Consider the following 26,032-nt stretch of genomic DNA (forward strand, 5'->3'; position numbering starts at 1 on the left):
AGGGCAACGAGGATACTGTTAGCAGAAATTCCTGCTCGCGGTGTCCAGGGATCCAAGCATGGGCGACAAGTCGACAAAGCGTTGCGCGATCAGGTGCCGCACCTCGCCTTCGCATTGCCACTGGCCATAGACACCGAGTAGGGAGGCCGTCAATACCTCGCGTCGGTACTTCTCCATCACGGACGGCCAGACGATGACGCTGACGGTACCGGTCTCGTCCTCCAATGACAAGAAGACCACGCCATTCGCCGTGCTCGGCCGCTGCCGTACGGTCACGATTCCGCAGCCACGGGCAATCTGCCGCGTCGCGTAGGTGGCAAGCACGTCGGCGGGCACAAAGCGCAATGCAGCAAGCTTGTGGCGGAGCAGGGCAAGCGGGTGGCGGTTCAGCGTGAGGCCGAGCGAGCGATAGTCGCTGACGATCTCCTCGCCTTCCGTTGGCTGTGAGAGTTCGGGCATTGGCTCGTCCAGATCCGCGGGCCGCAGCAGATCCTTGTCAGGTACCGCTGCAGCCGCCTGCCACATCGCCTGGCGTCGACTACCCGTAAGGCCAATCAACGCATTGCCAGCGGCCAGTACATTGACATCGTGCCGGTCTAGCGACGCTCTGCGAGCAAGAACCTTGACGGAGGCGAAGGGCCGGAGTGCGCGTGCCGTTTCGATGCGTTCGGCCGCTTCGCGGCGCATGCCCCTCAGCTGCGAGAGGCCCAGGCGTACAGCCAGCACCGAGCCTTCATGACTTTCCAGGCTGGCGTCCCAGCCACTCACTGTCACATCAACAGGAAGAACCGTGACGCCATGGCGCTTGGCGTCCTGCACCAGCTGGGATGGCGTGTAGAAGCCCATCGGCTGGCTATTCAGCATGGCGCAGAGGAAGGCGTCAGGCTCGTGGCACTTGAGCCACGCACTCGCGTAGACGAGAAGTGCGAAGCTTGCTGCATGGCTTTCCGGAAAGCCGTACTCGCCGAAGCCCTGGATCTGCCGGAAGATGCTCTCCGCGAACTCCAGATCGTAGCCGCGCTCGAGCATGCCCGTCACGATGCGTTCGTGGTATCGCTCCAACCCACCTTTTCGCTTCCAGGCGGCCATGGCGCGACGCAGTTGATCCGCTTCCCCAGCTGAGAAGCCTGCCGCCAGCATGGCTACCTGCATCACCTGTTCCTGAAAGATCGGTACACCCAGCGTGCGGGACAGGGCTTGCTCCATCTCCGGGCTCGGATAGCTGACCGGCTCCAAGCCCTGCCGGCGACGCAGGTAGGGATGCACCATGCCACCCTGAACCGGGCCCGGCCGAACGATCGCCACTTCGATGACGAGGTCATAGAAGGTGCGCGGCTTCAAGCGGGGCAGCATCGACATCTGGGCGCGCGACTCAATCTGGAACACGCCCACCGTATCCGCCCGCGAAATCATCTCGTAGGTCTTCGGATCTTCCGCTGGAATGTCCTGCAGCTCAAAGGCTTCTCCGCGTTGTTGCGTCACCAGATCCAGGGCTCGCCGGATCGCAGACAGCATGCCGAGCGCGAGGACATCAACCTTGAGCAACCCCAAGGCGTCAAGGTCGTCCTTGTCCCACTGGATCACGCTGCGATCGGCCATGGCCGCGTTCTCGATTGGCACCAGCCTGGAAAGCTTGCCACGCGCGAGCACAAAACCTCCTGTGTGCTGGGAGAGATGCCGCGGGAAGCCAAGCAGCGACACGGCCATGTGTGCCCAGCGTTGGGACAATGCCGCTTCCGTATCCACGCCGCTTTCGCCAAAACGCTTAAGGAGATCCGCTTTGCTGTCGAACCAATGGTGAGATTTCGCGACCAGGTCGACGATCGCGGGATCCACACCTAATGCCTTGCCTGTGTCGCGCAGCGCGCTGCGAGGCCGGTAGGTGGTCACCGCGGCAGCCAGTGCCGCGCGGTCCCTCCCGTACTTGCGATACAGGTACTGGATCACCTCCTCGCGGCGCTGATGCTCGAAGTCGACGTCGATATCGGGCGGCTCGGCGCGCTCTTTTGAAATGAACCGCTCGAACAGCAGGTTGCCGCGTGCCGGGTCAACTTCGGTAATGCCGAGACAGTAGCAGACGGCGGAATTGGCTGCGGACCCGCGACCCTGGCAGAGAATGCCGTTGGAGCGGGCGAACCGCACGATGTCGTAGACCGTCAGGAAATAGGGTTCATACGACATGTCGCGGATCAGTGCGAATTCATGTTCGAGTTGCTGCTGGACGGCAAGGGGGATGCCGTCCGGATAGCGACGGTGCGCGCCGACATAGGCTTCGCCCCGCAGATAGTCGGACGGCGTGACGCCATCCGGCACCACTTCTTCGGGATACTCGTAACGGAGCTCGTCCAGCGAAAATTGACACAGGTTTGCAATGTGGACCGACTCCGTCAGGTAGCGGTGCGGGTAAATGTTGGCGAGTCGCAAGCGGGAGCGCAGGTGCTGCTCGGCGTTAGGCAGGAGGTCATACCCACATTCGGGAACCGGGCGATGCACACGGATGGCAGTCAGCACGTCATGCATCGGCTTGCGCGAGCGTACGTGCATGGTGACGTTGCCAGTGGCGACGATGCGCAGGTGATGTCGCGCCGCGGCCGCTTCGACCGTGCCGCGGTGGATATCGTCCATCGGCTTGTAGAGCAGGCTCAATCCCATCCACGCCCTGCCAGCAAAAGTCGCGCTCACCCATGCCGATTGCGCCTCCAGCTTCTCGGCCGCCACGCCATAGTCCGGCGTGAACACGATCAAGCAATCTGGCAGCCCCTTCAGATGCTCGGACGGCGCTTCGGGCGCGGCCAAGTCGCGTGGGGTCAGCACATAGGAACCCTTGGCGGCGCGCATGCGCGCGAGCGTGATCAGTTCGCACAAGTTGCCATAACCTTCGCGGTTACGGGCAAGCGCAAGGAATGAGAGCGCGGGAGAGCCGTCGGCGTTCTGCAGCCGGAACCAGGCGCCAATTACAAGGCGAAGGCCGGCATTCCTGGCCTCTGTGTGGGCACGAACGATGCCCGCTAGCGAGCACTCGTCCGTGATGGCGAGCGCGTGGTAGCCCAACTGAGCGGCGCGCTCAGCGAGCTCTTCCGGCCGTGAGGCGCCGGCGAGGAAGGAGAAGTTGGAGCGGCAGTGCAGTTCCGCGTAGGCGGGCAGACCTGCCTTGGCGTTGATGTCCATGGTTTTCAGCCGAAGAGGCCATGCAGATACCACCGAGCCTCATCGCCTTCTCGGCTGCCCATGCGTTCCTGAAAGATCCAGTAGCAGGTGTGGTCCTTCGCCTCCGCAACGAAATAGTCGCGTGTCACCAGCTGGCCGCCCCACCAGCCCGACTCGATGCGCTCAGGCGGTGAGACGATACGCAGTGGCGATCCGTAGAAGGGACGGTGGTCGCGTTCAATCAGCGGCACCGGCTTGCCGAGCAGCCAAACAGGACGTGGCAGGCCTGCGGGCAACGTTGCGCTGGGCGGCTTGTCAGTGGCAGACTGCCAGCTGTTGGCGACTTCCGGGCGGTAGTCTGCACGCAAGCACGGTTGGCGGACATTGTCAGCGCCGAGGCGTGCCACCAGCAACTCAAGCAGGCGTGCATGGTCCGCCGGCGTGCCGCCCGGTTCTGGAAACAATGAATCGCTGGGGGGTGCCACCGGCTCGGTCTCGATGGCAGACACCGCGACGGCAATCATCGGCGCCTCGACAGTCAGCCGCGTCAGACGCTCTTTGAGCAGGCGAACCAAATGCTCTTCATGCCAGTTGGGCTCGGCCAGCGCAATCTCAATCTTCGTTGGTGCGATGGCAGCGGGGCCGCGCTCGTGGCGCAGTTCGACCGCAAACCGCTTGATGGCCAGGTGCCGGGCGGTTAGCCAGCCGACCATCTGTACCAGCAAGCCGCGAGTGTAGGCAAGGGCGGACTCAGCGTTGTCCATCCTATCCGGAAGATCCACCGCGGCGTCAAACGATGGGGGAGCTTCGACCCATTCGAAGACTTCAGGTGCTTCCCCATGGGCGCGATCCAACGCCTCAAGGATGGCGGCGCCGCATCGGCGCTGCAGGCCTGCGCGCGGCAGCCGGCGCAGGTCTCCTAGCGTCCGACAGCCGAGTCCGTCCAGCCACTCATCAAACGGCCGCGCCGCCGGCAGGATCGCAACGGGGATGCCGACCAGCGCTCGCACCAATGTGGGCATACTTAATGCCGTTCCGCCACCAGAGCGCGCAAGTAGCCAAGCGCCTTCGGCGGTTGGTGCGCATCCCGCGACAGGACTGAACCCCATTGCCCTGACGGCCGCCAGCATCCGTTGCCGCAGCTTGCGGACGCCGCCGAATAGTCGCAGCGTGGTGCTGATGTCGACAAGCACCGCCGCCTCCTCGGACGCAGCGACATTGGGCGAGAACTGCAGCATCGCCATCATGACACGCTCGAGCGCCGCCAGTTCTGCGCAACCATCGCGGTCAAAGAGAATGGTCTGCGGTGCGATCGTCTGTACGCCACCGCGGCGCATTGCCGGCTTCACGCCGGCCGCAATGGCCAGCGGCGACGCCATATGCACGCGCTCCCTGTCCAGGACAGCAACCGCTAGCTCAGTGGACCAGTTCGGTCGGAATACTTCGAGGGGCAGGGACGACAGGCGCAGGCAGATCCACAGGCGCAGCATGGCGATACAACAGAATGGGGGAGGGCTGCAGCGCTATGTGGAGCGGCGATTCCTGCTGCGGGCCTCGACGCTTAACGAACTGCACACGAATTCCGTCCGATGCGGGCTCCAATGTCAGGCGCAGCGGCGCCGGCGAGGCATCGCGTGCACAGGCCGTCGGACGAACCACGAAGAAAAGGACATCGGAGGCTTGGGCGGCAAGATGCAGACGCCGAAGCGCATCGTTACGCAGGTGCGACTGCCAAAAGACGAGCGCTCCGCAGGTCCCGGCGCGCAAGATCTGCTCCGCGGCCCACAGGGCGTCAGCGGTGTGCCGGGTTTCGATCCAGAGAGTCTGCGCGGACGGGACGCCCCAGTTGGCGAGCGCCAACGCTTGAGGCGCGTGCGGCGGTGCCAGAAGCGCGACAGGGCGGTTCGAGCGCGCGACGAGAGCAGGGCGTAGCAAGCGCAACTCGCCGATACCCGGCTGGCGCTGCAGCAACTCCGTCAGGCAACCGATCGGCCAGCCGCCGCCCGGAAGCTCCTTGTCGAGCGACGGATACCCGGTTGGAACGGTGCGTGCGTTGCCCCGAGCAAGCTGCGAGGCAAGCCAAAGTGACGGATGAATGGATTCTGGGGCGACGGTTAGCATGGCGAGCTCCTGCCCCCAGTGTACTGTATATTTATACAGTATTCACCTGCATTATCCGTCACATGAGCGGTTCCATCGCGCGATCGCTGCCACCAGCGGCCAACCAGCCCTGTTGCGAAAATCGCATCAGGGCTCGTATAATTTGGGTGTTGCAGGCAAGCGCGGAGCTTGTAGAGGTCGTCGAAAGACGGCAGCCCGTTTTGGGTGGGATCCTCGAATCCGGGGCCTGCAACCGTCTTTTCTCAGTCGTCGCGCACCGCGGCGATCACACGCCGACGCTCCCCATCTTCTGCGTCGCCGCACCAAAACTTCAAGCCGTAGCCGTCCACCTGTCCATTGCGCCGATACAGGTTGCGTGCGAGCATGCGCAGGTATCGGTCTTCCGTCTCCCCATACTGATTTCTGTGGACTGCGTAGAACGCGCTCGTCGCCACGGCGTCGGCGACCTGCAGGCCTGCCAACTGGTCGTGATTCACTGCGCGCACGCCATCAAGGTCGAGGCTGTCCCAATGGATGCGGCAGTCTTCCCGGCCCTGCAGTCGCACAAGGTAATGATGGAGGTCGGCATAGGACATCGCCGATCGGTTCGAGAAAATCAGTTCGGCCTTACCATCACCCTCACCAGGGCGCGCGGTATCCCTGCACAGCCAGCTCACGCGTTCCAGCAAAAGGCGGATCGTGTAGCGGTATAAGGAAAACGCCTCCTGCTGAAAAACCTCCGGGTCGGCGATTGAGGGCTTGTGGACCAGCACATGCACGTGCCGCAGTGGCGCCTCCCCAATCATGCGCGCCAGAGGCACCCGGTGCTCATGCCGCAGGTTGCGAAAATGCAGGGGCGATTTAGCAGGCTTCCTCAGTAGCTCCCTAGCGTTCTTGACGAGTTGCACCATTGCTAGGTCGTTCACAGTGCGAACTACCGTGGCGGACTGGACGAACCACCTCGAACTACCTTGCTCGTTGGGAAGGAACACAAATCCTTCGTCGCCCGACTCGTCGATATAGACGCGAAAGCTGGAGGTCATGCGTGATGCGTTGGTTATATGAGGGTGCCATTATGAGGCACACCAAAGGGCCGGGCTTCAAAATGATCTCGCTATGGACGCTACTTGGCCGGACGGACGTGCCCTATCCGTTGTCGGAAATGGCGGCAGGCGTCTGTAGTGGGCGCCCCGTCACGCCGATCACGATCTGCAACGCGCTGCTGGCGATCAGGGCGAACCGACACTTGTCGATGTCGAAGTCCTTGGTGTCCACGCTGAACAAGGGGTCGGCCATCGGCCTTGTGTGGGCTCATAAATCTGGAAGAATGCGTGGCAGGAGTTTTACTGGCTTGCCCTTCTGGGACTTCTCGAGGGGCGACCAATCTTCTGTTCCTGGGCTGCCACTTCTTATGGCAGAAACGTTCCCCTTCGGACCAGAAAGTCTTTGCAACGGTAGTTGAACGATTGAGCAGTTCCTCCAGCCGCAGCCCTTCCACCACGGTGGTATGGTCTTCGCTGCAGCAGCTCATGGCACAACCTCGCACGGCCTTGCCCTCGATGCAGCCACTCCTCCAGGCGAGTGCCTGGTCGGAGGTCGCGGCGACCGGCGTCGAAGTCGGCGCGCCAGGCTCGTGCGTTTAGAGTGACAGCCAGCGGCTAGAGGCCTTTTGTCGCGGCCTCACGATGAACTTGCGGCCGGCGCTGTCACAATCGCTAACTAATTTGATAGCTTACTTCACGACCTCGAAGCTACGAGCCTCTCTCTGATATAAATGCTAATAATTTCAGTAAGTTAGAAGAAGCGCTTCTATTTGCTGGTCATTTGATAGCGCGTACCGCAGGCCTCCATTTATGGAAAGAAGCCAGGAAGAGGTCCACGCTGCGCTGTTATGTGCGTGCTGTGCCCGGTCGCACTGAATGATTTAACATAAATCTTTTTATGCGAACTACTGGTGTAGCGGCAAAGTTGTAATGTCCGGTTCGGGGGTGCGGATGAATTCTTGGACTACTTGGAGGTAGTTCATGTATTCGTACGAGGATCGCATCAGGGCGGTCAAGCTGTATTTAAAGTATGGAGGAAAGACGGCAACGGTCGTTCGTGAGCTGGGCTATCCGTCGGGTAAGAACCTGAAGCGGTGGGTCAACCTTTACCAGGCACTGGGGGACCTGCCCGAGCACCGCCGTCCAAGGCATCGATACACGCTGGAGCAAAAAAGCGTGGCGGTGGATCACTACTTCGGTCATGGCTGCTCTCTAGTTGGTACCCGCAGAGCCCTCGGGTATCCCAGCACCGAAATGCTGGCCCGCTGGATTGAGGAGCTGCGCCCTGGCTCGCGTCGCATGGTCACGAGCACAAACACCAGTGCGCCGTTTGCGTCCGAGCAGAGACGTCAGGCAGTCACTGACCTTTGCGCCCGCCGGGGCTCAGCGGAGGAAGTAGCGAAAAAGGTTGGAGTAAGCCGACCGATGCTGTACAAGTGGAAAGATCAACTGCTCGGAGACGAGGCATATCGATCTATGCGCAAACGTAAATTGGCCTCGCCTGAAGACGAGCATGCAGCGTTGCTGGAAAGAATCGCGCAGCTCGAACAGCAGGTACGCCAGCTGCAACTTGAGCGCGACATCCTGGCGCAGGCGGGCGATCTAATAAAAAAAGACCAAGGCATCAACTCCCTGACCCTGACAAACAGGGAGAAGACACAGGTGGTTGATGCCTTGAAAGCTACGTATCCGTTGCCTGAGCTTCTTCGCGTCGTCGGGCTTGCGCGCAGTAGCTACTTCTATCACAAGACAGGCTTGAGGCTGCGCGATAAGTACGGCGATGTACGTAAGGCCATGGTCGAGATCTTTGACAGCAACCATCGCTGCTATGGGTACCGTCGTATCCACGCGATGCTGCGTCAGCGAGATATTCGGATCTCCGAAAAGGTCGTGCGCAAATTGATGGCGGAGGAGCAGCTTACTGTCCGTCGGCCTCGTCGTCGGTACAGTTCCTACAGCGGGGAGATTGGCGCTGCCCCCGAGAACCTGATTGCTAGGGATTTCCATTCGCAGGCGCCAAATCAAAAATGGCTGACAGACATCACCGAATTCCAGCTTCCAGCTGGCAAGGTGTATCTATCGCCCATGATCGATTGCTTTGACGGCAAGGTTGTAAGTTGGTCTATCGGCACGAGGCCTGACGCACAATTGGTCAATAGCATGCTCGACGGCGCCATCACCACGCTCACCGATGGCGACAGCCCCGTAGTACACAGTGATAGGGGCTCGCACTATCGTTGGCCGGGATGGCTGCAGCGCATCAAGGCGGCTGGTCTCATCCGTTCCATGTCGCGAAAGGGCTGCTCACCTGACAACGCAGCCTGCGAAGGCTTCTTCGGTCGCCTGAAAAATGAGATGTACTACTGTCGCAACTGGGCTGGCACGACGGTAGAAGGATTCATGCACGAGCTAAACTCTTACATCCAGTGGTACAACGAGCGGCGCATCAAATTGTCGCTGCGCGGCATGAGTCCGGTCGAATACCGGCGCCACCTTGGAATCGCAACTTAACTCAGTCCAAGAATTCATCCGCACCCCCGGACGGGACATTTCAACTTAGCTTTGACAACTGGTATGTTTTGAAGTGTTGCGCTGTGGCGGCGGTCGGCCACAGTAGTTCAAGGCTTTCCAGGCGATTCTGCGCAACAGATGCGGCGACTACCATCGCGCAACAGCGGGCCATTGGCTTTTTCCTCTGCAAGCCGTCTTTTGACCTTGAAAACCGCTGCATCGGCTCTTGCCAAGGGTCACGCAACACCATCCCGACCCACCAAGAATGCGTCATATGCCGTATAAATCACTTATGGCAGGATGTAGCATGGCGCCCAGGCCGCTTTCGCCGGGATAATTTGACTGGCATTACCTATGCCAGAACAGCCAGGCGAGCGCTGACGAGCCGGTTAAGGCTGACGCCTTGCTCCGCCGCCTGCGTCGCCAAGGAACGATGCAACTCCGGCGGGATGCGAAGCGATAGGACGCCGCTATATTGCTTGTCCGCCAGCGGAACGGGGACTTCTTCGCCGCCGGACTTCATGTCGGCAACGGCTTCCGCCACGACCTGCCGGATACCGGCCAAGGCGTCTTCAGGCGTGGAGGCGAGCCAAGACAATGACGGGAACTCTGCGCATAGCCCGACGTGCTCCTGGTCCTCGGTCGACCAGGTTACTCGGTACGTATAGTGGTCAGTTGGCATTTTTTCCCTCGTGCAGCTTCTCAATCGCCTTCAGCACTTGGTTGGCTTTCCCCTTGTCATTCTGAATGTTCACACGTGGGTCGCCCGGCCAAGGTGTTTTAAACACTGCATGGCTAGTGCCCGATTGCCTGGCGGTACCGAAATATTCTTCGCACACCTTCATGAGGTTCGAAAACCGCACATTGGCTGGCAGGCTCCTGGCGCATCTGCGCCAAGATCTTACGGGTGTCTGTCATGACAGCGTGGTATCAATAGTGCAACCATTTGAAAATCAAAGTGCGCGAACGGCTCAGAACGCCTTACCCGGCAAAACCCAGTCGAGCCGTGCGCGCCGGCCGCGCGGGGCGGTTGAAAGGCGGGTGTTTAACACCGAAGCGAGAACCGCTTGCCTCAAGTGCAGAGGCTCACGCAGCGCCCGGCTCTGCTATACGACCACCCAAGGACCCGAGCTGGAGATGCCGATCGCCGTTAGCGCCGCCGACGGGGTCGCGCCGGCGGTTTGCTTTCGTCGGCCCCCGTTGCGTTCGCGCTCGCTTCGTCCGGTTGCTGACTCCCAACGGCGGACGTCTCCGCGCCCTTGGCCTCCAAGTGAGCACGCAACGCTCTCAGCTCGGCCTGTGCCTCAGCGGCCAGGCTGACCGCTTCGATTAGCTTGTCCCGCGTGGACTGATGCGCGGCGTGCACCTCTGTCAGTTCCTGGCGTGCTTGCCCTTCCCGCGTCTCGGCGCTACTCAAGCGCGCTTCAGCGCGTTGGCGAGCCGCCTCTTCTGCCGCGCGCTGGGCTTCGGCAACGGCCGCGGCCTTCTCGGCCGCGGCGCGCAAAGCCTGCTCGCTCCCCCATTGACCCCGTACCGCGACCACTTCGTCCTCCAGGCGAGACACTGCTTCCAGGCGCAGTTCCGCTTGTGCCAGCGCGCGCCGTACGCGTGCCAACTCCTCCTGTTGGCGTGCCGCCCCTTGCTGCAGACGCTCAATTTCGTCGGCCTGCTCGTTCGCCCTGCCCGCGACGGTATCGCGATCGGTCGTCACTTCCAAGAGCTGCTGCGCCAGGTCGTCTCGCTCCTTTTCAAGCGCTTCGCCGTTCGCTGCCATCGCGGCGAGCTCATTCATCGCCTGCGCCAGGGCGGCCTCCGCTTCGGCGGCCGCTTCCTCGGCGACTTTGGACAACTCGGCGCCCAGCGCGGCAAGGAGGCGTGAATTCGGTTCGCTGAGCTTGCGTGGTGGCCGCTTCTGCTGCTGTTCCTGCCAGGTCGACCAGTACCGATGAATCGTGTTCATGCTGCCGCTGCCCAACCGCTCGCGCACCGCGGTCAGCGTTGGCTTTAGCTGTTGGGCGACCAGCGCCTCGGCAACCGCGGCCACTTGCTCGTAGGTGATGCCCGGACGTGCCATTTCGTATTGCTCGTGCTCCGTTGATATCGTATTGAAAATAATACGATACGATACGAAAAACAAGTACGAAACGACGGTGAAGGGGGAAACGGGTGCATGGCCCCGGCAGACGCCGCCGAGCCGCTCGGCCGCCGAACAGGCTGGGTGGAAAGGCCGCGAGCGGCCAAGGGTCTACCTCGAGACTGGTAGGCGCCCCGTCGCAAGGGGCCGCAACGACCCGAGGTACTCGATTTCCGGCGGAATGGATGCGGAATCGAAAGCGCGAAATCTAGCGCCAACCGTTCGGGCGTCGCTCCTTGACTTCGCGTTGGTGCCGATAGAGTGAAAGCATCCCTTCGACAACGATGCCAATGCTCTCCCACCAAACGCAGCTCCCCCTGTTCCCGACCTCGTCGGGCCGCGTCCATCCCGCCAGCGCGTCGGCGCTACTGCTACTTGCCTGTTCCGGCACGAAGCTCGACCGGCAGGCGCGTGCCATTGACCTCTACCAAGGCGTGATGTACGACTCCTATCGGGCGCACCTGCGACGGGAGGCTAGACCGAATGTCCTGATCCTCTCCGCACGTCACGGCTTCCTGGATCCGCACGCGGTGATCGATCCCTACGAGGGGTCGTCTCAGAAAACGGAAAATAAAGCACGCTAAGGCATAGCCGAACCTGCCAAGCTTGCTCCACCCTGTAGTGACGCGATCAGCGGGCAGGAAACGTTCCCCCTTCGCGCATGGCAGGCGCACACCAACTCAGACAGCACGGCCTCCATGCGCGCCAGGTCAGCCATTTTCTCGCGCACGTCCTTGAGCTTGTGCTCGGCCAGACTGCTGGCTTCCTCGCAATGGGTGCCATCCTCCAGCCGCAGCAGCTCGGCGATCTCATCCAGGCTGAAGCCCAGCCGCTGGGCTGATTTCACGAAGCGCACCCGCGTTACATCCGCCTCGCCATAGCGGCGGATGCTGCCATAGGGCTTGTCAGGCTCCAGCAACAAGCCCTTGCGCTGATAGAAACGGATGGTCTCCACATTGACCCCGGCCGCCTTGGCGAAAACGCCAATGGTCAGGTTCTCCAAATTGTTTTCCATATCGCTTGACTCCGTACATGAGTACGGAAGTAAGGTTACGCTATCCAATTTCAATTCGAAAGGACAAGCGCATGTCTGAACCAAAAACCGGGCGCGGCGCGCTCTTCACTGGAGGGCTTGCCGCCATCCTCGCCTCGGCTTGCTGCCTCGGGCCGTTGGTTCTGATCGCCTTGGGGTTCAGCGGCGCTTGGATCGGCAACTTGGCGGTGTTGGATCCCTATCGCCCCATCTTTATCGGCGTGGCGCTGGTGGCGTTGTTCTTCGCCTGGCGGCGCATCTACCGGCAGGCAGCGGCCTGCAAACCGGGTGAGGTCTGCGCGATTCCCCAAGTGCGAGCTACTTACAAGCTCATTTTCTGGATCGTGGCCGCGCTGGTTCTGGTCGCGCTCGGATTTCCCTACGTCATGCCATTTTTCTACTGATCGGAGTTCACCATGAAGAAACTGTTTGCCTCCCTCGCCCTCGCCGCCGTTGTTGCCCCCGTCTGGGCCGCCACCCAGACCGTCACGCTGTCCGTACCGGGCATGACCTGCTCCGCCTGCCCGATCACTGTCAAGAAGGCGATTTCCAAGGTCGAAGGCGTCAGCAAAGTTGACGTGACTTTCGAGACACGCCAAGCGGTCGTCACCTTCGACGATGCCAAGACCAGCGTGCAGAAGCTGACCAAGGCAACCGCAGACGCGGGCTATCCGTCCAGCGTCAAGCAGTGAGTCACTGAAAACGGCACCGCAGCACAACGGACGTCATTGTCTGGCGCCACAAACGATAAAGGATCTGTTGCATGACCCATCTAAAAATCACCGGCATGACTTGCGACTCGTGCGCGGCGCACGTCAAGGAAGCGCTGGAAAAAGTGCCAGGCGTGCAGTCGGCGCTGGTGTCCTATCCGAAGGGCACAGCGCAACTCGCCATCGTGCCGGGCACATCGCCGGACGCGCTGACTGCCGCCGTGGCCGGACTGGGCTACAAGGCAACGCTAGCCGATGCGCCACTGGCGGACAACCGCGTCGGACTGCTCGACAAGGTGCGGGGATGGATGGCCGCCGCCGAAAAGCACAGTGGCAACGAGCCCCCGGTGCAGGTAGCGGTCATTGGCAGCGGTGGAGCCGCGATGGCGGCGGCGCTGAAGGCCGTCGAGCAAGGCGCGCAGGTCACGCTGATCGAGCGCGGCACCATCGGCGGCACCTGCGTCAATGTCGGCTGTGTGCCGTCCAAGATCATGATCCGCGCCGCCCACATCGCCCATCTGCGCCGGGAAAGCCCGTTCGATGGCGGTATTGCGGCAACTGTGCCTACGATTGACCGCAGTAAGCTGCTGGCCCAGCAGCAGGCCCGCGTCGACGAACTGCGGCACGCCAAGTACGAAGGCATCCTGGGCGGTAATCCGGCCATCACCGTTGTGCACGGTGAGGCGCGCTTCAAGGACGACCAGAGCCTTACCGTCCGTTTGAACGAGGGTGGCGAGCGCGTCGTGATGTTCGACCGCTGCCTGGTCGCCGCGGGTGCCAGCCCGGCGGTCCCGCCGATTCCGGGCTTGAAAGAGTCACCCTACTGGACTTCCACCGAGGCCCTGGCGAGCGACACCATTCCCGAACGCCTTGCCGTAATCGGCTCGTCGGTGGTGGCGCTGGAGCTGGCGCAAGCCTTTGCCCGGCTGGGCAGCAAGGTCACGGTCCTGGCGCGCAATACCTTGTTCTTCCGTGAAGACCCGGCCATCGGCGAGGCGGTGACAGCCGCTTTCCGTGCCGAGGGCATCGAGGTGCTGGAGCACACGCAAGCCAGCCAGGTCGCCCATATGGACGGTGAATTCGTGCTGACCACCACGCACGGTGAATTGCGCGCCGACAAACTGCTGGTTGCCACCGGTCGGACACCGAACACGCGCAGCCTCGCGCTGGACGCAGCGGGGGTCACTGTCAATGCGCAAGGTGCCATCGTCATCGACCAAGGCATGCGCACGAGCAACCCGAACATCTACGCGGCCGGCGACTGCACCGACCAGCCGCAGTTCGTCTATGTGGCGGCAGCGGCCGGCACCCGTGCCGCGATCAACATGACCGGCGGCGATGCGGCGCTCGACCTGACCGCAATGCCGGCCGTGGTGTTCACCGATCCGCAAGTGGCGACCGTGGGCTACAGCGAGGCGGAAGCCCACCACGACGGGATCGAGACCGACAGCCGCACCTTGACCTTGGACAACGTGCCGCGTGCGCTCGCCAACTTCGACACACGCGGCTTCATCAAGTTGGTTATCGAGGAAGGCAGCCATCGGCTGATCGGCGTACAAGCGGTCGCGCCGGAAGCGGGTGAACTGATCCAGACGGCGGCTCTGGCCATTCGCAACCGCATGACGGTGCAGGAACTGGCCGACCAGTTGTTCCCCTACCTGACGATGGTCGAGGGGTTGAAGCTCGCGGCGCAGACCTTCAACAAGGATGTGAAGCAGCTTTCCTGCTGCGCCGGGTGAGAAAAAGGAGGTGTTCAATGAACGCCTACACGGTGTCCCGGCTGGCTCTTGATGCCGGGGTGAGCGTGCATATCGTGCGCGACTACCTGCTGCGCGGATTGCTGCGCCCGGTGGCGTGCACACCAGGCGGCTACGGCTTGTTCGATGACGCCGCCTTGCAACGGCTGTGCTTCGTGCGGGCGGCCTTCGAGGCGGGCATCGGCCTCGACGCGCTGGCGCGGCTGTGCCGGGCGCTGGATGCGGCGGACGGCGACGAAGCGGCCGCGCAGCTTGCCCTGCTGCGTCAGTTCGTCGAGCGTCGGCGCGAAGCGTTGGCCGATCTGGAAGTGCAGTTGGCCACCCTGCCGACCGAGCCGGCACAGCACGCGGAGAGTCTGCCATGAACAACCCCGAGCGCTTGCCGTCCGAGACGCACAAACCGATCACCGGCTACCTGTGGGGCGGACTGGCTGTGCTGACTTGCCCCTGCCACCTGCCCATCCTCGCTGTCGTGCTGGCCGGCACAACCGCCGGTGCTTTCCTCGGCGAGCATTGGGTCATCGCGGCGCTCGGTTTGACCGGCCTGTTCCTTCTGTCCCTGTCGCGGGCGTTGCGGGCATTCAGGGAAAGAGAATGAGCGCTTTCCGGCCGGATGGATGGACGACGCCGGAACTGGCCCAAGCGGTCGAGCGCGGGCAGCTTGAACTGCACTACCAGCCCGTCGTCGATCTGCGCAGTGGTGGGATTGTCGGCGCGGAAGCCCTGTTGCGCTGGCGTCATCCGACGCTTGGACTATTGCCACCGGGCCAGTTCCTGCCCGTGGTCGAATCGTCCGGCCTGATGCCTGAAATCGGCGCTTGGGTGCTGGGCGAAGCCTGCCGCCAGATGCGTGACTGGCGAATGCTGGCATGGCGACCGTTCCGGCTGGCCGTCAATGTTTCGGCGAGCCAAGTGGGACCGGACTTCGACGGGTGGGTAAAGGGCGTGCTGGCTGATGCCGAGTTGCCCGCCGAGTATCTCGAAATCGAGCTGACCGAATCGGTCGCGTTTGGTGATCCGGCGATCTTCCCCGCCCTGGACGCCTTGCGGCAGATCGGTGTGCGCTTCGCCGCCGATGACTTCGGGACGGGGTATTCCTGTCTGCAACATCTGAAGTGCTGCCCAATCAGCACGCTCAAGATCGACCAATCGTTTGTCGCCGGGCTCGCCAACGACCGCCGCGACCAAACCATCGTGCACACCGTGATTCAGCTTGCGCACGGGCTGGGCATGGATGTGGTGGCTGAAGGCGTGGAAACATCGGCGAGTCTTGATCTATTGCGACAAGCGGACTGCGACACAGGACAAGGCTTCCTGTTCGCGAAGCCAATGCCGGCGGCGGCATTCGCCGTCTTCGTCAGTCAATGGAGGGGTGCCACCATGAATGCAAGTGACTCGACCACCACCAGTTGCTGCGTGTGCTGCAAGGAAATCCCGCTCGATGCCGCCTTCACCCCGGAAGGCGCGGAATACGTCGAGCACTTCTGCGGGTTGGAGTGTTATCAACGCTTCGAAGCGCAAGCGCATCGGTTACGTCCGCGTCAGCAGCTTCGACCAGAACCCAGAACGGCAGCTCGAACAGATCCAGGTGGATAAAGTGTTCACCGACAAGGCGTCGGGCAAGGACACACGGCGGCCCGAACTGGAACGGCTGCTCGCCTTCGTGCGCGAAGGCGACACGGTCGTGGTGCACAGCATGGATCGTCTGGCGCGCAACCTCGACGACCTGCGCCGCCTGGTGCAGGGCCTCACCCAGCGCGGCGTACGCATCGAGTTCCTTAAGGAGCATTTGACCTTCACCGGCGAGGACTCGCCGATGGCGAACCTGATGCTGTCGGTAATGGGCGCGTTCGCCGAGTTCGAACGCGCCTTGATCCGCGAGCGGCAGCGCGAGGGCATCGCGCTCGCCAAGCAGCGCGGGGCCTACCGTGGCAGGAAGAAATCCCTGTCGTCTGAGCGTATTGCCGAACTGCGCCAACGTGTCGAGGCTGGCGAGCAAAAGACCAAGCTGGCTCGTGAATTCGGAATCAGTCGCGAAACCCTGTATCAATACTTGAGAACGGATCAGTAAATATGCCACGTCGTTCAATCCTGTCCGCCGCCGAGCGCGAAAGCCTGCTGGCGTTGCCGGACACCAAGGATGAGTTGATCCGTCACTACACGTTCAGCGAAACCGACCTCTCCATCATCCGGCAGCGGCGCGGCCCGGCCAACCGGCTGGGCTTCGCCGTGCAGCTCTGTTACCTGCGCTTTCCTGGTGTCATCCTGGGCGTCGATGAGCCGCCGTTTCCGCCCTTGTTGAAACTGGTCGCCGACCAGCTCAAGGTCAGCGTCGAAAGCTGGGACGAATACGGGCAGCGGGAGCAGACCCGGCGCGAGCACCTGGTCGAACTGCAAACGGTGTTCGGCTTCCAGCCCTTTACCATGGGCCACTACCGGCAGGCCGTCCAGTTGCTGACCGAGATGGCCTTGCAGACCGACAAGGGCATCGTGCTGGCCAGCACCTTGATCGAGCACCTGCGGCAGCAGTCGGTCATTCTGCCTGCCCTCAACGCCGTCGAGCGGGCGAGCGCCGAAGCAATCACCCGCGCCAACCGGCGCATCTACGATGCCTTGGCCGAACCGCTGTCGGACGCGCATCGCCGCCGCCTCGACGATCTGCTCAAGCGTCGGGACAACGGCAAAACGACCTGGCTGGCCTGGCTGCGCCAATCGCCCGTCAAACCGAATTCGCGGCACATGCTGGAACACATCGAACGCCTCAAAGCGTGGCAGGCGCTCGACCTGCCTTCTGGCATCGAGCGGTCGGTGCACCAGAACCGCCTGCTCAAGATCGCCCGTGAGGGTGGCCAGATGACGCCCGCCGACCTGGCCAAGTTCGAGGCGCAGCGACGCTATGCCACCCTGGTGGCGCTTGCCATCGAGGGCATGGCCACCGTCACCGACGAAATCATCGACCTGCACGACCGCATCCTGGGCAAGCTGTTCAACGCCGCCAAGAACAAGCATCAGCAGCAATTCCAGGCGTCCGGCAAGGCGATCAACGCCAAGGTGCGGCTGTTCGGCCGCATCGGCCAGGCGCTGATCGAGGCCAAGCAGGCGGGCCGCGATCCGTTCGCCGCCATCGAGGCCGTCATGTCCTGGGATGCCTTCGCCGAGAGCGTCACCGAAGCGCAGAAGCTTGCGCAGCCCGAGGACTTCGATTTCCTGCACCGCATCGGCGAAAGCTACGCCACGCTGCGCCGCTACGCGCCGGAATTCCTTGCCGTGCTCAAGCTGCGGGCCGCTCCCGCCGCGAAGGACGTGCTCGACGCCATCGAGGTGCTGCGCGGCATGAACAGCGACAACGCCCGCAAGGTGCCCGCCGACGCGCCGACCGAGTTCATCAAGCCGCGCTGGCAGAAGCTGGTCATGACCGACACCGGCATCGACCGGCGCTACTACGAACTGTGCGCGCTGTCGGAGATGAAGAACGCGTTGCGTTCCGGCGACATCTGGGTGCAGGGGTCGCGCCAGTTCAAGGACTTCGAGGACTACCTGGTGCCGCCCGCGAAATTCGCCAGCCTCAAGCAGGCCAGCGAATTGCCGCTGGCCGTGGCCACCGACTGCAACCGGTACCTGAACGACCGGCTGACGCTGCTGGAAACACAGCTTGCCACCGTCAACCGTATGGCGACGGCCAACGAGCTGCCGGACGCCATCATCACCGAGTCAGGCTTGAAGATCACGCCGCTCGACGCGGCGGTACCCGACACCGCCCAAGCGCTGATCGACCAGACGGCAATGATCCTGCCGCACGTCAAGATCACCGAACTGCTGCTGGAGGTGGACGAATGGACGGGCTTCACTCGGCATTTCGCGCATCTGAAATCGGGCGACCCGGCCAAAGACAAGAACCTGTTGCTGACCACGATCCTCGCCGACGCGATCAACCTGGGCCTGACCAAGATGGCGGAGTCTTGCCCCGGCACGACCTACGCCAAGCTGGCTTGGCTGCAAGCCTGGCACATCCGCGACGAAACCTACGGGGCGGCGCTGGCCGATCTGGTCAACGCACAGTTCCGCCATCCCTTCGCCGAGCACTGGGGCGACGGCACCACCTCATCGTCGGACGGCCAGAACTTCCGCACCGGCAGCAAGGCCGAGAGCACCGGCCACATCAACCCGAAATACGGGAGCAGCCCAGGGCGGACGTTCTACACCCACATTTCTGACCAGTACGCGCCATTTCACACCAAGGTCGTGAACGTCGGCGTGCGCGATTCGACCTACGTGCTCGACGGCCTGCTGTACCACGAGTCCGACTTGCGGATCGAGGAGCATTACACCGACACGGCGGGCTTCACCGATCACGTCTTCGCCCTGATGCACCTCCTGGGCTTCCGCTTCGCGCCGCGCATCCGCGACCTGGGCGACACCAAGCTCTACATCCCGAAGGGCGACGCCGCCTATGACGCGCTGAAACCCATGATCGGCGGCACGCTCAACATCAAGCACGTCCGCGCCCATTGGGACGAAATCCTGCGGCTGGCCACCTCGATCAAGCAGGGCACGGTGACGGCCTCCCTGATGCTCCGAAAGCTCGGCAGCTACCCACGCCAGAACGGCCTGGCCGTGGCGCTCCGCGAGCTGGGCCGCATCGAGCGCACGCTGTTCATCCTGGACTGGCTGCAAAGCGTGGAACTGCGCCGCCGCGTGCATGCCGGCCTGAACAAGGGCGAGGCGCGCAATGCGCTGGCCAGGGCAGTGTTTTTCAACCGCCTGGGTGAAATCCGCGACCGCAGTTTCGAGCAGCAGCGCTACCGGGCTAGCGGCCTCAATCTGGTAACGGCTGCCGTCGTGTTGTGGAACACGGTCTATCTGGAACGGGCTGCGCACGCGCTGCGTGGCAACGGCCATGCCGTTGATGACGCGCTGTTGCAGTACCTGTCGCCGCTCGGTTGGGAGCACATCAACCTCACCGGCGATTACCTCTGGCGCAGCAGCGCCAAGATCGGCGCGGGCAAGTTCAGGCCGCTACGACCGCTGCAACCGGCTTAGCGTGCTTTATTTTCCGTTTTCTGAGGCGACCCCAGAATCAACACCGGAAGATGTGAGTTCCGGTTACGCAACCGTGTCAAGACCTGCAAGCCGGACATCTTGGGAAGTCCAATATCCAGAATGAGCAGGTCGAACGTCTCGACAGACGCTAATGCGGTGTCCGCATCACTCCCGCAGGCGACCCAATCGACCGCGTAACCATTTTGACGTAGCGCTCGCACGAGCGCATCAGCGATGACAGTATCGTCTTCTGCTATCAAGATTCTCATGATGTTGAGTCGTGTGCGAGGTCCTGAGCGCAGGCGAGTTCAGGTTTGCGTCAATTTGGCGGATGCGCGCACGTATGCGTCCATGAGAATCTTGGCCTGCAGAGGCATGGACTGGCCGAGGAGGCCAGCGATGGTGCGAAGTTGAACAGCGAATCGCCGCTTATGTTCGACAGGCGTCGCTACGCCTCGATTGTCGAAATGCGCAAACGCCTCGTCGACAGTTTCCTTAAGGGTCTCGGAAACATCCTCGCCCGCCTGGTTCCGCGTGCCGAGTGCGAGACAACGATCGACATAGAACTGCACCAGCGCAGGGTTGAACGCGTTTTCCATCGAATATCTCCTTCGATCAGAACGAACCGGGCAGCCGAAGCCCTGGCACGGGCCAGGGCCTATCAACATGAGGGACGATTCCTCGCAAACGTGTAAGCGAAATCCGCGGCTAGATTTGGGTGACAAATTTCGTCGTAAGGTAGCCGTCGAACGTTTCCATGCCACCCTCGCTACCCATACCGCTATCCTTGATGCCGCCAAACGGTGTCTCGGGGAGTGCCATACCTGCGTGATTGATATTCACCATGCCTGCTTCGAGTTCGGTCGCGAGGCGGTGAGCCGATTTGGCACCTTCGGTGAACGCAAATGCGGCAAGTCCAAACGGCAGGCTGTTGGCTCGGACGATAACCTCTTCCAGGGTGTCGAATTTCGCGAGCGGCGCGATCGGTCCAAAGGGCTCCAACCGCATCAGGTCCGCACTGTCATCGAGATTGTCGACCAAAGTCGGTGCGAAGAAGCTCCCTCCGAGGTCTGGTGCGAATCCACCTGTTAGGATGTTGCCCCCCCTCGATTTCGCGTCTGCAACAAACCTCTCCATTTCGGAAACACGTCGCTCATGGGCGAGGGGCCCCATCGTGGTCGCTGCATCGATGCCGGGACCGAGCTTGGTCGTCTCGAAGGCGGCGACCATCTGGTCGCGAAACGTGTCGTATATGCCAGATTGAACGAACAGCCGCGTGGGGGCCACGCACACTTGACCCGCATTTCGCAGCTTCATCCGCATCGTTGTCTGTACGGCCGAATCTACGTCGGCATCGTCACAGACAACCACGGGGGCGTGACCTCCGAGTTCCATCGTCACACGCTTCATGTGAAGTCCCGCGAGCGCGGCAAGCTTCTTACCTACATCGACGGAGCCGGTGAATGACACCTTTCGGACCAACGGATGCTTGATAAGGTAGTCGGAGACTTCATGCGGTACGCCCCACACGACGTTTAACACTCCGGGGGGTAATCCAGCATCGTGGAAGAGCCTTGCCAGCGCTACGACCGCACTGGGCGAATCCTCCGGACCTTTCAGGATAATCGTGCAACCCGCACCGATTGCGGCCGAGATCTTCCTGATCGCCTGGTTGAACGGGAAATTCCACGGTGTGAACGCGGCACAAACCCCGACAGGTTCACGCACGACCACCTGCCGAACAGCGGAATCGCGCGAAGGAACGACCCGCCCGTAGATGCGACGGCACTCTTCTGCGTGCCAATCGGCGTGGTCTGCGCATGTGATGACCTCAGCGCGCGCCTCCGCCAAAGGCTTTCCTTGGTCCAACGTAATCGCTTTCGCGATTTCGTCAGCACGGTCCCGAGCGATCACTGCAGCACGACGCAAAATTTCCGAACGTTGGAGCGGCGAACTCTTCTTCCATTTCAGGAAGGCCGCTTGTGACGTAGCCACAGCGTGTTCAAGGTCTGCAGCGCTCGCGTGAGGCAAACGTCCCAGTACCTCACGCGAAGCCGGATTGGTCACGCTTTCAGACTCGCGCTGTCCATCGACACCGATAAATTCGCCGTTGATATACAGAAATAGCTCGGGATACACAGAAGCTCCTGGAAATTGACGCAATTTTCGAATGAGCCTACAGATGCGTTCGCACAGGCGAACGAGAAGGACAACGGCCAGCTAACCATGCCCTTCTTTCCGCGACTCGGGGGATTTAAGGAGGAGCGGGACTTTGAATACCGTGCAATATCTACGAAAGCTGGCGACGGCGGCTCACGCTCTCCTCGTTTTGATGCTCACGATTTGCTAATACGGCACGGCGACCGATGATGACCGCACACACAGACGACATGACTCCCGACCCGGCCACATAGGCGCAAACCAACCAGGGGCTTCCACCTGCGAGTGTTACGAGAACAGTTGCGATAATCGGCGTGAGACCACCGGCCGTGACGCTGGAGAACTGATAGACAAACGAGATCCCGGTGTAGCGCACCTTTGCGTCAAACAACTCGCACAGGAAAACAGATACCGTGCCATAGACTGCTGCATAAAAGATGCCGTAGGGAATCGCGATTGCCGCCCAAAGCAACATCGTGTTGCCAGCTGCGTGCGTGAAAACCCAGAAAGCAGGATAGACAGATGCTGCGGTAATCAGTGAAGCCAGTGCGTACAGCCGCGGGCGACCGAGCCAGTCCGAAATGCGACCGAAAATCGGGATGAAAATGGTGAGCACGACGCCACCGATCATCACCCCAACCAGGGCTTCGTTCCGGCTGATGCCAATGTGGCCCGTCAGGTAACTGATGGTGAAGACGCTGAAGATATTAAAGAACACCCCGTCAATGTGACGAGCACCCAGACCCAGGAGCATATTCCCCGGGAAGCGCTTGCACATATCGAAGAACGGCACCTTCGTCTCGCCGTGGGTGCTTTTGACCTTCGCAAACTCCGGCGTTTCCATCACGTTGAGACGGACCCACAGCCCGAACATCACAAAGAGAAACGAAAGCCCGAACGCAAGGCGCCATCCCCAAGCCATAAATTGTGCGTCGGTCAAGACGGCCGAGAGAGACGCGATGATGGCTGCTGACAACAGCACACCGACGGACAGACCGATTTGCGGCAGGCTCGTATAAAAGCCCTTACTCTCGGGGGGCGCGTACTCGTATGCCATCAGCACGGCTCCTCCCCATTCGCCGCCCAGACCGATGCCCTGAATCACGCGCAATAAGAGAAGCAGTGCCGGTGCCCAGTAACCAATCATGGCATATGTCGGGACCAAGCCGATTGCGACGGTGGAGATGCCCATAATCATCAAGGTGATGACCAGCATGCTCTTTCTGCCGACTCTGTCACCAAAGTGACCGAAGACGACACCGCCCAACGGCCGCGCCACGAAACCAACTGCGAAGGTTGCGTAGGCAAGCAGCGTTGAAGTCGCCGGGTCACCGACCGGAAAATAGAGTTTATTGATGACGATGCTGGCGACCACCCCATAAAGGAAGAAGTCATACCACTCAATGATGGCGCCGATGACACTGGCTGCTGCGACACGCCTAAGGGCTTGCTTGCTGGGATTCATGATGTCTCCACTTCATGAAAGGACTGACGCGAGTCACGATTGCCCGCGTTCTGCTCAATGGGGTGCCGTCGTTGCAGCACCTCCCTGATTTACCGACTGATTAGCCAGTCAACTCTGGTGCACTTCTCGTTTGCCGAGTTTATTAACCTTCTCTTTGTCGACGAAGTAAGAAGGCTCGGCGCGACGGCGCTCGCCGTTGAGAATCATGTCGGCGGCCTTCTCCGCAATCATGACCGTTGGAATGTTCGTATTGCCGGAGATGAGCGTCGGCATGATCGAGCAGTCAACCACTCGCAAACCCTCCAGGCCCCGGACCTTCAACTCCTCGTCAACCACCGCCATCGGATCATCGGCCGGCCCCATCTTTGCCGTCCCAGAAGGATGGAAAATCGTGGTCGCGTACTCCCGGCAGAACTGCAGAATTTCGTCGTCCGTGCGCACGTTCGGGCCGGGTCGATATTCGCGCTTCATGTATGAGGCCATCGGCTCAGTCGCGGCAACCTTGCGCGCGAACTTCACACCGGCGACAGTCGTGCGTCGGTCCGTTTCAGTCGAGAGGTAGTTGCATTGAATGCGAGGCGCTTCCAAAGCTTCGAGCGAGCGAATTCTGACAAAGCCGCGCGACTCAGGGCGGAGCTGGCAAATAGAGTAAGTGCAACCAGGAAAATCATGAACGTCGCCTGCCGTGCTATCAGCAGACAGCGCCGCGAAGTGGAACTGAATGTCAGGGGTCGGATTTTCTTCCGGCAGCGCGCGGCAGAACATTCCACCGTGATTGATACCGACTGCCAGCGGGCCGCTGCGGCGCAAAAGCCATTGCAGCCCCATCTTCGCACGTCCCGTCAGGCTGCGGACCGCGTCATTGGTTGTAATCGGCTTCGTTACTTCGTACATCAGTCGCACCTGCAGGTGATCCTGAAGGTTCTCGCCGACTCCCGGAGAGATGTGAACCGGCTTGATGCCAAACTCGGAAAGCAGCGACGCGGGGCCGACACCAGACAATTGCAGCAGCTGCGGTGACTGGATAGCACCGGCGCACAACAGGACTTCGCGCGCAGCCTTGACTTCGAGCGTGCGACCCTCTCGGATGTATCTGACGCCAGTTGCGCGTTTTCCCTCGAACAGAACCTTCGTTGCCTGCGCGAGTGTCTCTATGTGGAGATTCGCGCGGCTTCTCGCCGGCTTCAGGTAGCCAACTGCTGTCGAGCAACGAAAGCCGTTCTTCGTACTGACCTGGAAATAGCCCACGCCTTCTTGGCGCCCGTCATTGAAATCATTGGTGCGAGGCACACCAAGGTTCTCCGACGCATCAATGAACGCGTCCACCAGTTCGTGCTCAGGCGGTACGCTCGTCGCATGCATCGGTCCGCTGTCACCGCGGGTTGCCGAGGCCCCCAAGTCGTTCGTCTCAAGCTTCCGAAAGTACGGCAAAACATCGCTCCAACCCCAGCCCGGATTTCCAAGGTCGCGCCACTCATCGTAGTCACGCTTTTGTCCACGGATGTAAATGAGGCCGTTGATGGAACTGCTACCACCCAGCGTCCGACCGCGCGGCTGATAGATTTTCCGGTTCGCGAGTTCCGGTTCGGGCTCAGTGTAGAACCGCCAGTTGTACTTGGGGTGCTGCATTGTCTTCGCATAGCCGATGGGAATATGAATCCACGGATAGCGGTCTTTCGGTCCCGCCTCCAGCAGGCATACAGTAAATTTGCCGTTTTCGCTGAGCCGATTTGCAAGGACAGAGCCGGCCGAGCCGGCGCCGACGATGACGTAGTCGAATGTTTGCATGCTGCCGTGTCTCCTAATTTCGCTCGCGTCTGGGTGAGCGCTGTGCATTTGCAACTTGTATGCAGATGTCTTACCATATTGATACAATGGCGCCTGACACGGTGCAAGCGAAAAAGCGCTTCGGGCTGGAATCTGAGTCTGAAGATGCTTTTTTGAACTGAAAAAGCGTGTCGTTTGACCTTTCTGGGACGGACCTTGATGCAGGGAAACTCTGAAAAGCGCGGTGCTTCGCGGCGACGCACGGCCCTACCACCTCCGGCAACGGAGTCGATCGAGAATGGCATTACAGCAGTCGCTGAAAATCGATCTCGAACCATGGCTAGCGAGGCGCTTCTCAATCGCGAAAGCGCGACGGCGCTCTATATGCAGATTGCCGACTTGCTGCGCACGGACATCGACTCGGGAGTTTTCGCGACCGACAGCAAGCTGCCCGCGGAGAACGAACTCACCCACCGCTTTGGCGTAAGCCGCGTCACAGTCCGGCAGGCCATTGCGCAGTTGCTGGCTGAAGGCTACGTTGTCAGCAAACAAGGCAAAGGCACGTTCGTGTCCCGACAAAAGCTCTTGCATGACCTAAAGCCGATGCGAGGCTTCTACGACGCGCTCATCGCGCAAGGCGTCGAGCCGAAGACGAAATTGCTCGAGTTCACGCCTGCATCTGCATCGGAGGCCGTAAGACAAGCGTTCGGGGCGACCGATGCCGATTGCTTCCAACTGAAGCGTCTGTACCTGGTCGACGACGAACCGATAGCCCTTGTCGTATCGACACTCCCGCCGGAGGCAAGCGGCCTGACCTGGGAGCAGGTGAATCGCAATCCCATTTACGTGCTGCTCGAGAATGTCCTGAACATGCCCGTGACGAAGGCGGAAGTACGCATTCGCGCGCGCTCGGCGGGCGCGTCCGTGGGACACCTGTTGGGACTATCTGCCAAGGCGCCCCTTCTCGTCATGGAGCGCGAGTCTTTTGGAAACGACGGTGTGTTGAGGGAGCGCACTTCGTTCTACATCCGCCCGGAAAACTACGAGTTTTCGCTGAGCGTTCAAGGTCCTCTGCCAGTGGGCTCATCAATCAAGAACGTGAACGGCTCTTCCCCGCGCGCAGATAAAAAATAAGAAGCGTTCGAAGTCGAGGCTCTCCAAAGCG

At 61.2% G+C, this 26,032-nt stretch carries 24 protein-coding genes and 1 pseudogene; 11 read left to right on the forward strand and 14 right to left on the reverse strand.

From position 1 onward, the window contains the following. Positions 1-18: 18 nt before the first annotated feature. The 5 genes from K6G35_RS29040 to K6G35_RS29060 form a co-directional block, all read right to left on the reverse strand. Positions 19-3,168 (reverse strand): error-prone DNA polymerase, encoded by a 3,150-nt coding sequence (locus K6G35_RS29040; RefSeq protein WP_058697663.1) that lies wholly within the window; start codon positions 3,166-3,168, stop codon positions 19-21. 5 nt (positions 3,169-3,173) lie between these two features. Then, positions 3,174-4,637, reverse strand: a complete 1,464-nt coding sequence (locus K6G35_RS29045) for a Y-family DNA polymerase (protein ID WP_058697664.1) — start codon at positions 4,635-4,637, stop codon at positions 3,174-3,176. After that, positions 4,564-5,268 carry a translesion DNA synthesis-associated protein ImuA gene (gene imuA, locus K6G35_RS29050; RefSeq protein ID WP_058697665.1) on the reverse strand — a complete coding sequence of 235 codons (705 nt, stop codon included), beginning with the start codon at positions 5,266-5,268 and terminating at the stop codon, positions 4,564-4,566. Before imuA ends, K6G35_RS29045 begins: the two co-directional genes overlap by 74 nt. A 242-nt stretch (positions 5,269-5,510) precedes the next feature. Continuing rightward, positions 5,511-6,290 (reverse strand): DUF3800 domain-containing protein, encoded by a 780-nt coding sequence (locus K6G35_RS29055; protein WP_058697666.1) that lies wholly within the window; start codon positions 6,288-6,290, stop codon positions 5,511-5,513. Positions 6,291-6,393: 103 nt separating this feature from the next. Continuing rightward, positions 6,394-6,543 (reverse strand): hypothetical protein, encoded by a 150-nt coding sequence (locus tag K6G35_RS29060; RefSeq protein WP_158577658.1) that lies wholly within the window; start codon positions 6,541-6,543, stop codon positions 6,394-6,396. Positions 6,544-7,271: 728 nt separating this feature from the next. Here K6G35_RS29060 and K6G35_RS29065 point away from each other — a divergent pair. Then, entirely contained in the window at positions 7,272-8,801 is a 1,530-nt protein-coding gene (locus tag K6G35_RS29065; RefSeq protein WP_058698951.1) for an IS3 family transposase, read from the forward strand. Between the two features lie 352 nt (positions 8,802-9,153). On the opposite strand, the gene K6G35_RS29070 is transcribed toward K6G35_RS29065, so the two are convergent. The 3 genes from K6G35_RS29070 to K6G35_RS29080 form a co-directional block, all read right to left on the reverse strand. Next, positions 9,154-9,483: a type II toxin-antitoxin system HicB family antitoxin gene (locus tag K6G35_RS29070; protein WP_058698124.1), complete on the reverse strand. Its 330-nt coding sequence runs from the start codon at positions 9,481-9,483 to the stop codon at positions 9,154-9,156. Beyond that, on the reverse strand, positions 9,473-9,646 hold the full coding sequence (locus K6G35_RS29075) for a toxin HicA (protein ID WP_233528055.1): 174 nt from the start codon (positions 9,644-9,646) through the stop codon (positions 9,473-9,475). The genes K6G35_RS29070 and K6G35_RS29075 overlap by 11 nt, the downstream gene beginning before the upstream one ends. 305 nt (positions 9,647-9,951) lie before the next feature. Then, positions 9,952-10,938 (reverse strand): DNA-binding protein, encoded by a 987-nt coding sequence (locus K6G35_RS29080; protein WP_233528056.1) that lies wholly within the window; start codon positions 10,936-10,938, stop codon positions 9,952-9,954. 281 nt (positions 10,939-11,219) lie between these two features. Here K6G35_RS29080 and K6G35_RS29085 point away from each other — a divergent pair, with 281 nt between their 5' ends. Continuing rightward, on the forward strand, positions 11,220-11,519 hold the full coding sequence (locus K6G35_RS29085; RefSeq protein ID WP_495677157.1) for a DUF6884 domain-containing protein: 300 nt from the start codon (positions 11,220-11,222) through the stop codon (positions 11,517-11,519). Here the strand turns inward: K6G35_RS29085 and merR are convergent. After that, positions 11,516-11,950 carry a mercury resistance transcriptional regulator MerR gene (gene merR, locus K6G35_RS29090; protein ID WP_003131969.1) on the reverse strand — a complete coding sequence of 145 codons (435 nt, stop codon included), beginning with the start codon at positions 11,948-11,950 and terminating at the stop codon, positions 11,516-11,518. The two genes, K6G35_RS29085 and merR, sit on opposite strands and share 4 nt — an antisense overlap. Before the next feature lie 71 nt (positions 11,951-12,021). On the opposite strand from merR, the gene merT reads away from it, so the two are divergent. From merT to K6G35_RS29130, 8 genes are all read left to right on the forward strand, one after another. Further along, entirely contained in the window at positions 12,022-12,372 is a 351-nt protein-coding gene (gene merT, locus K6G35_RS29095) for a mercuric ion transporter MerT (protein ID WP_006224622.1), read from the forward strand. Positions 12,373-12,384: 12 nt separating this feature from the next. Further along, positions 12,385-12,660, forward strand: coding sequence for a mercury resistance system periplasmic binding protein MerP (gene merP, locus K6G35_RS29100; RefSeq protein WP_003131987.1), 276 nt, complete (start codon positions 12,385-12,387; stop codon positions 12,658-12,660). A gap of 71 nt (positions 12,661-12,731) precedes the next feature. Further along, on the forward strand, positions 12,732-14,417 hold the full coding sequence (gene merA / locus K6G35_RS29105; RefSeq protein WP_011514825.1) for a mercury(II) reductase: 1,686 nt from the start codon (positions 12,732-12,734) through the stop codon (positions 14,415-14,417). Between the two features lie 17 nt (positions 14,418-14,434). Continuing rightward, a complete protein-coding gene (gene merD, locus K6G35_RS29110; protein ID WP_000995360.1) occupies positions 14,435-14,800 on the forward strand; it encodes a mercury resistance co-regulator MerD in 366 nt (121 codons plus the stop codon). Further along, positions 14,797-15,033 (forward strand): broad-spectrum mercury transporter MerE, encoded by a 237-nt coding sequence (gene merE / locus K6G35_RS29115; protein WP_003132004.1) that lies wholly within the window; start codon positions 14,797-14,799, stop codon positions 15,031-15,033. The genes merD and merE overlap by 4 nt, the downstream gene beginning before the upstream one ends. After that, positions 15,030-16,031: a DUF3330 domain-containing protein gene (locus K6G35_RS29120; protein ID WP_008652068.1), complete on the forward strand. Its 1,002-nt coding sequence runs from the start codon at positions 15,030-15,032 to the stop codon at positions 16,029-16,031. Before merE ends, K6G35_RS29120 begins: the two co-directional genes overlap by 4 nt. After that, positions 15,937-16,506, forward strand: coding sequence for a recombinase family protein (locus tag K6G35_RS29125; protein ID WP_027982055.1), 570 nt, complete (start codon positions 15,937-15,939; stop codon positions 16,504-16,506). The genes K6G35_RS29120 and K6G35_RS29125 overlap by 95 nt, the downstream gene beginning before the upstream one ends. A 2-nt stretch (positions 16,507-16,508) precedes the next feature. Continuing rightward, positions 16,509-19,475 (forward strand): Tn3 family transposase, encoded by a 2,967-nt coding sequence (locus K6G35_RS29130; protein ID WP_001138070.1) that lies wholly within the window; start codon positions 16,509-16,511, stop codon positions 19,473-19,475. Here the strand turns inward: K6G35_RS29130 and K6G35_RS29135 are convergent. The 5 genes and pseudogenes from K6G35_RS29135 to K6G35_RS29155 form a co-directional block, all read right to left on the reverse strand. Further along, positions 19,475-19,744 (reverse strand): annotated as a pseudogene (locus tag K6G35_RS29135) (response regulator); the annotation flags it as partial. The gene K6G35_RS29130 and the pseudogene K6G35_RS29135 sit on opposite strands and share 1 nt — an antisense overlap. A 39-nt stretch (positions 19,745-19,783) precedes the next feature. Further along, positions 19,784-20,074 carry a hypothetical protein gene (locus K6G35_RS29140; protein ID WP_062610561.1) on the reverse strand — a complete coding sequence of 97 codons (291 nt, stop codon included), beginning with the start codon at positions 20,072-20,074 and terminating at the stop codon, positions 19,784-19,786. 109 nt (positions 20,075-20,183) lie between these two features. Further along, entirely contained in the window at positions 20,184-21,614 is a 1,431-nt protein-coding gene (locus tag K6G35_RS29145; protein WP_495677158.1) for an NAD-dependent succinate-semialdehyde dehydrogenase, read from the reverse strand. 151 nt (positions 21,615-21,765) lie between these two features. After that, positions 21,766-23,103, reverse strand: coding sequence for an MFS transporter (locus K6G35_RS29150; RefSeq protein ID WP_495677169.1), 1,338 nt, complete (start codon positions 23,101-23,103; stop codon positions 21,766-21,768). Between the two features lie 105 nt (positions 23,104-23,208). Next, positions 23,209-24,888: a GMC family oxidoreductase gene (locus tag K6G35_RS29155; RefSeq protein WP_495677159.1), complete on the reverse strand. Its 1,680-nt coding sequence runs from the start codon at positions 24,886-24,888 to the stop codon at positions 23,209-23,211. A 315-nt stretch (positions 24,889-25,203) separates the two neighbouring features. Here K6G35_RS29155 and K6G35_RS29160 point away from each other — a divergent pair, with 315 nt between their 5' ends. Next, positions 25,204-26,001, forward strand: a complete 798-nt coding sequence (locus K6G35_RS29160; protein WP_062610557.1) for a GntR family transcriptional regulator — start codon at positions 25,204-25,206, stop codon at positions 25,999-26,001. Positions 26,002-26,032 lie beyond the last annotated feature (31 nt).

The organism is Cupriavidus sp. HY129, from assembly GCF_059492215.1.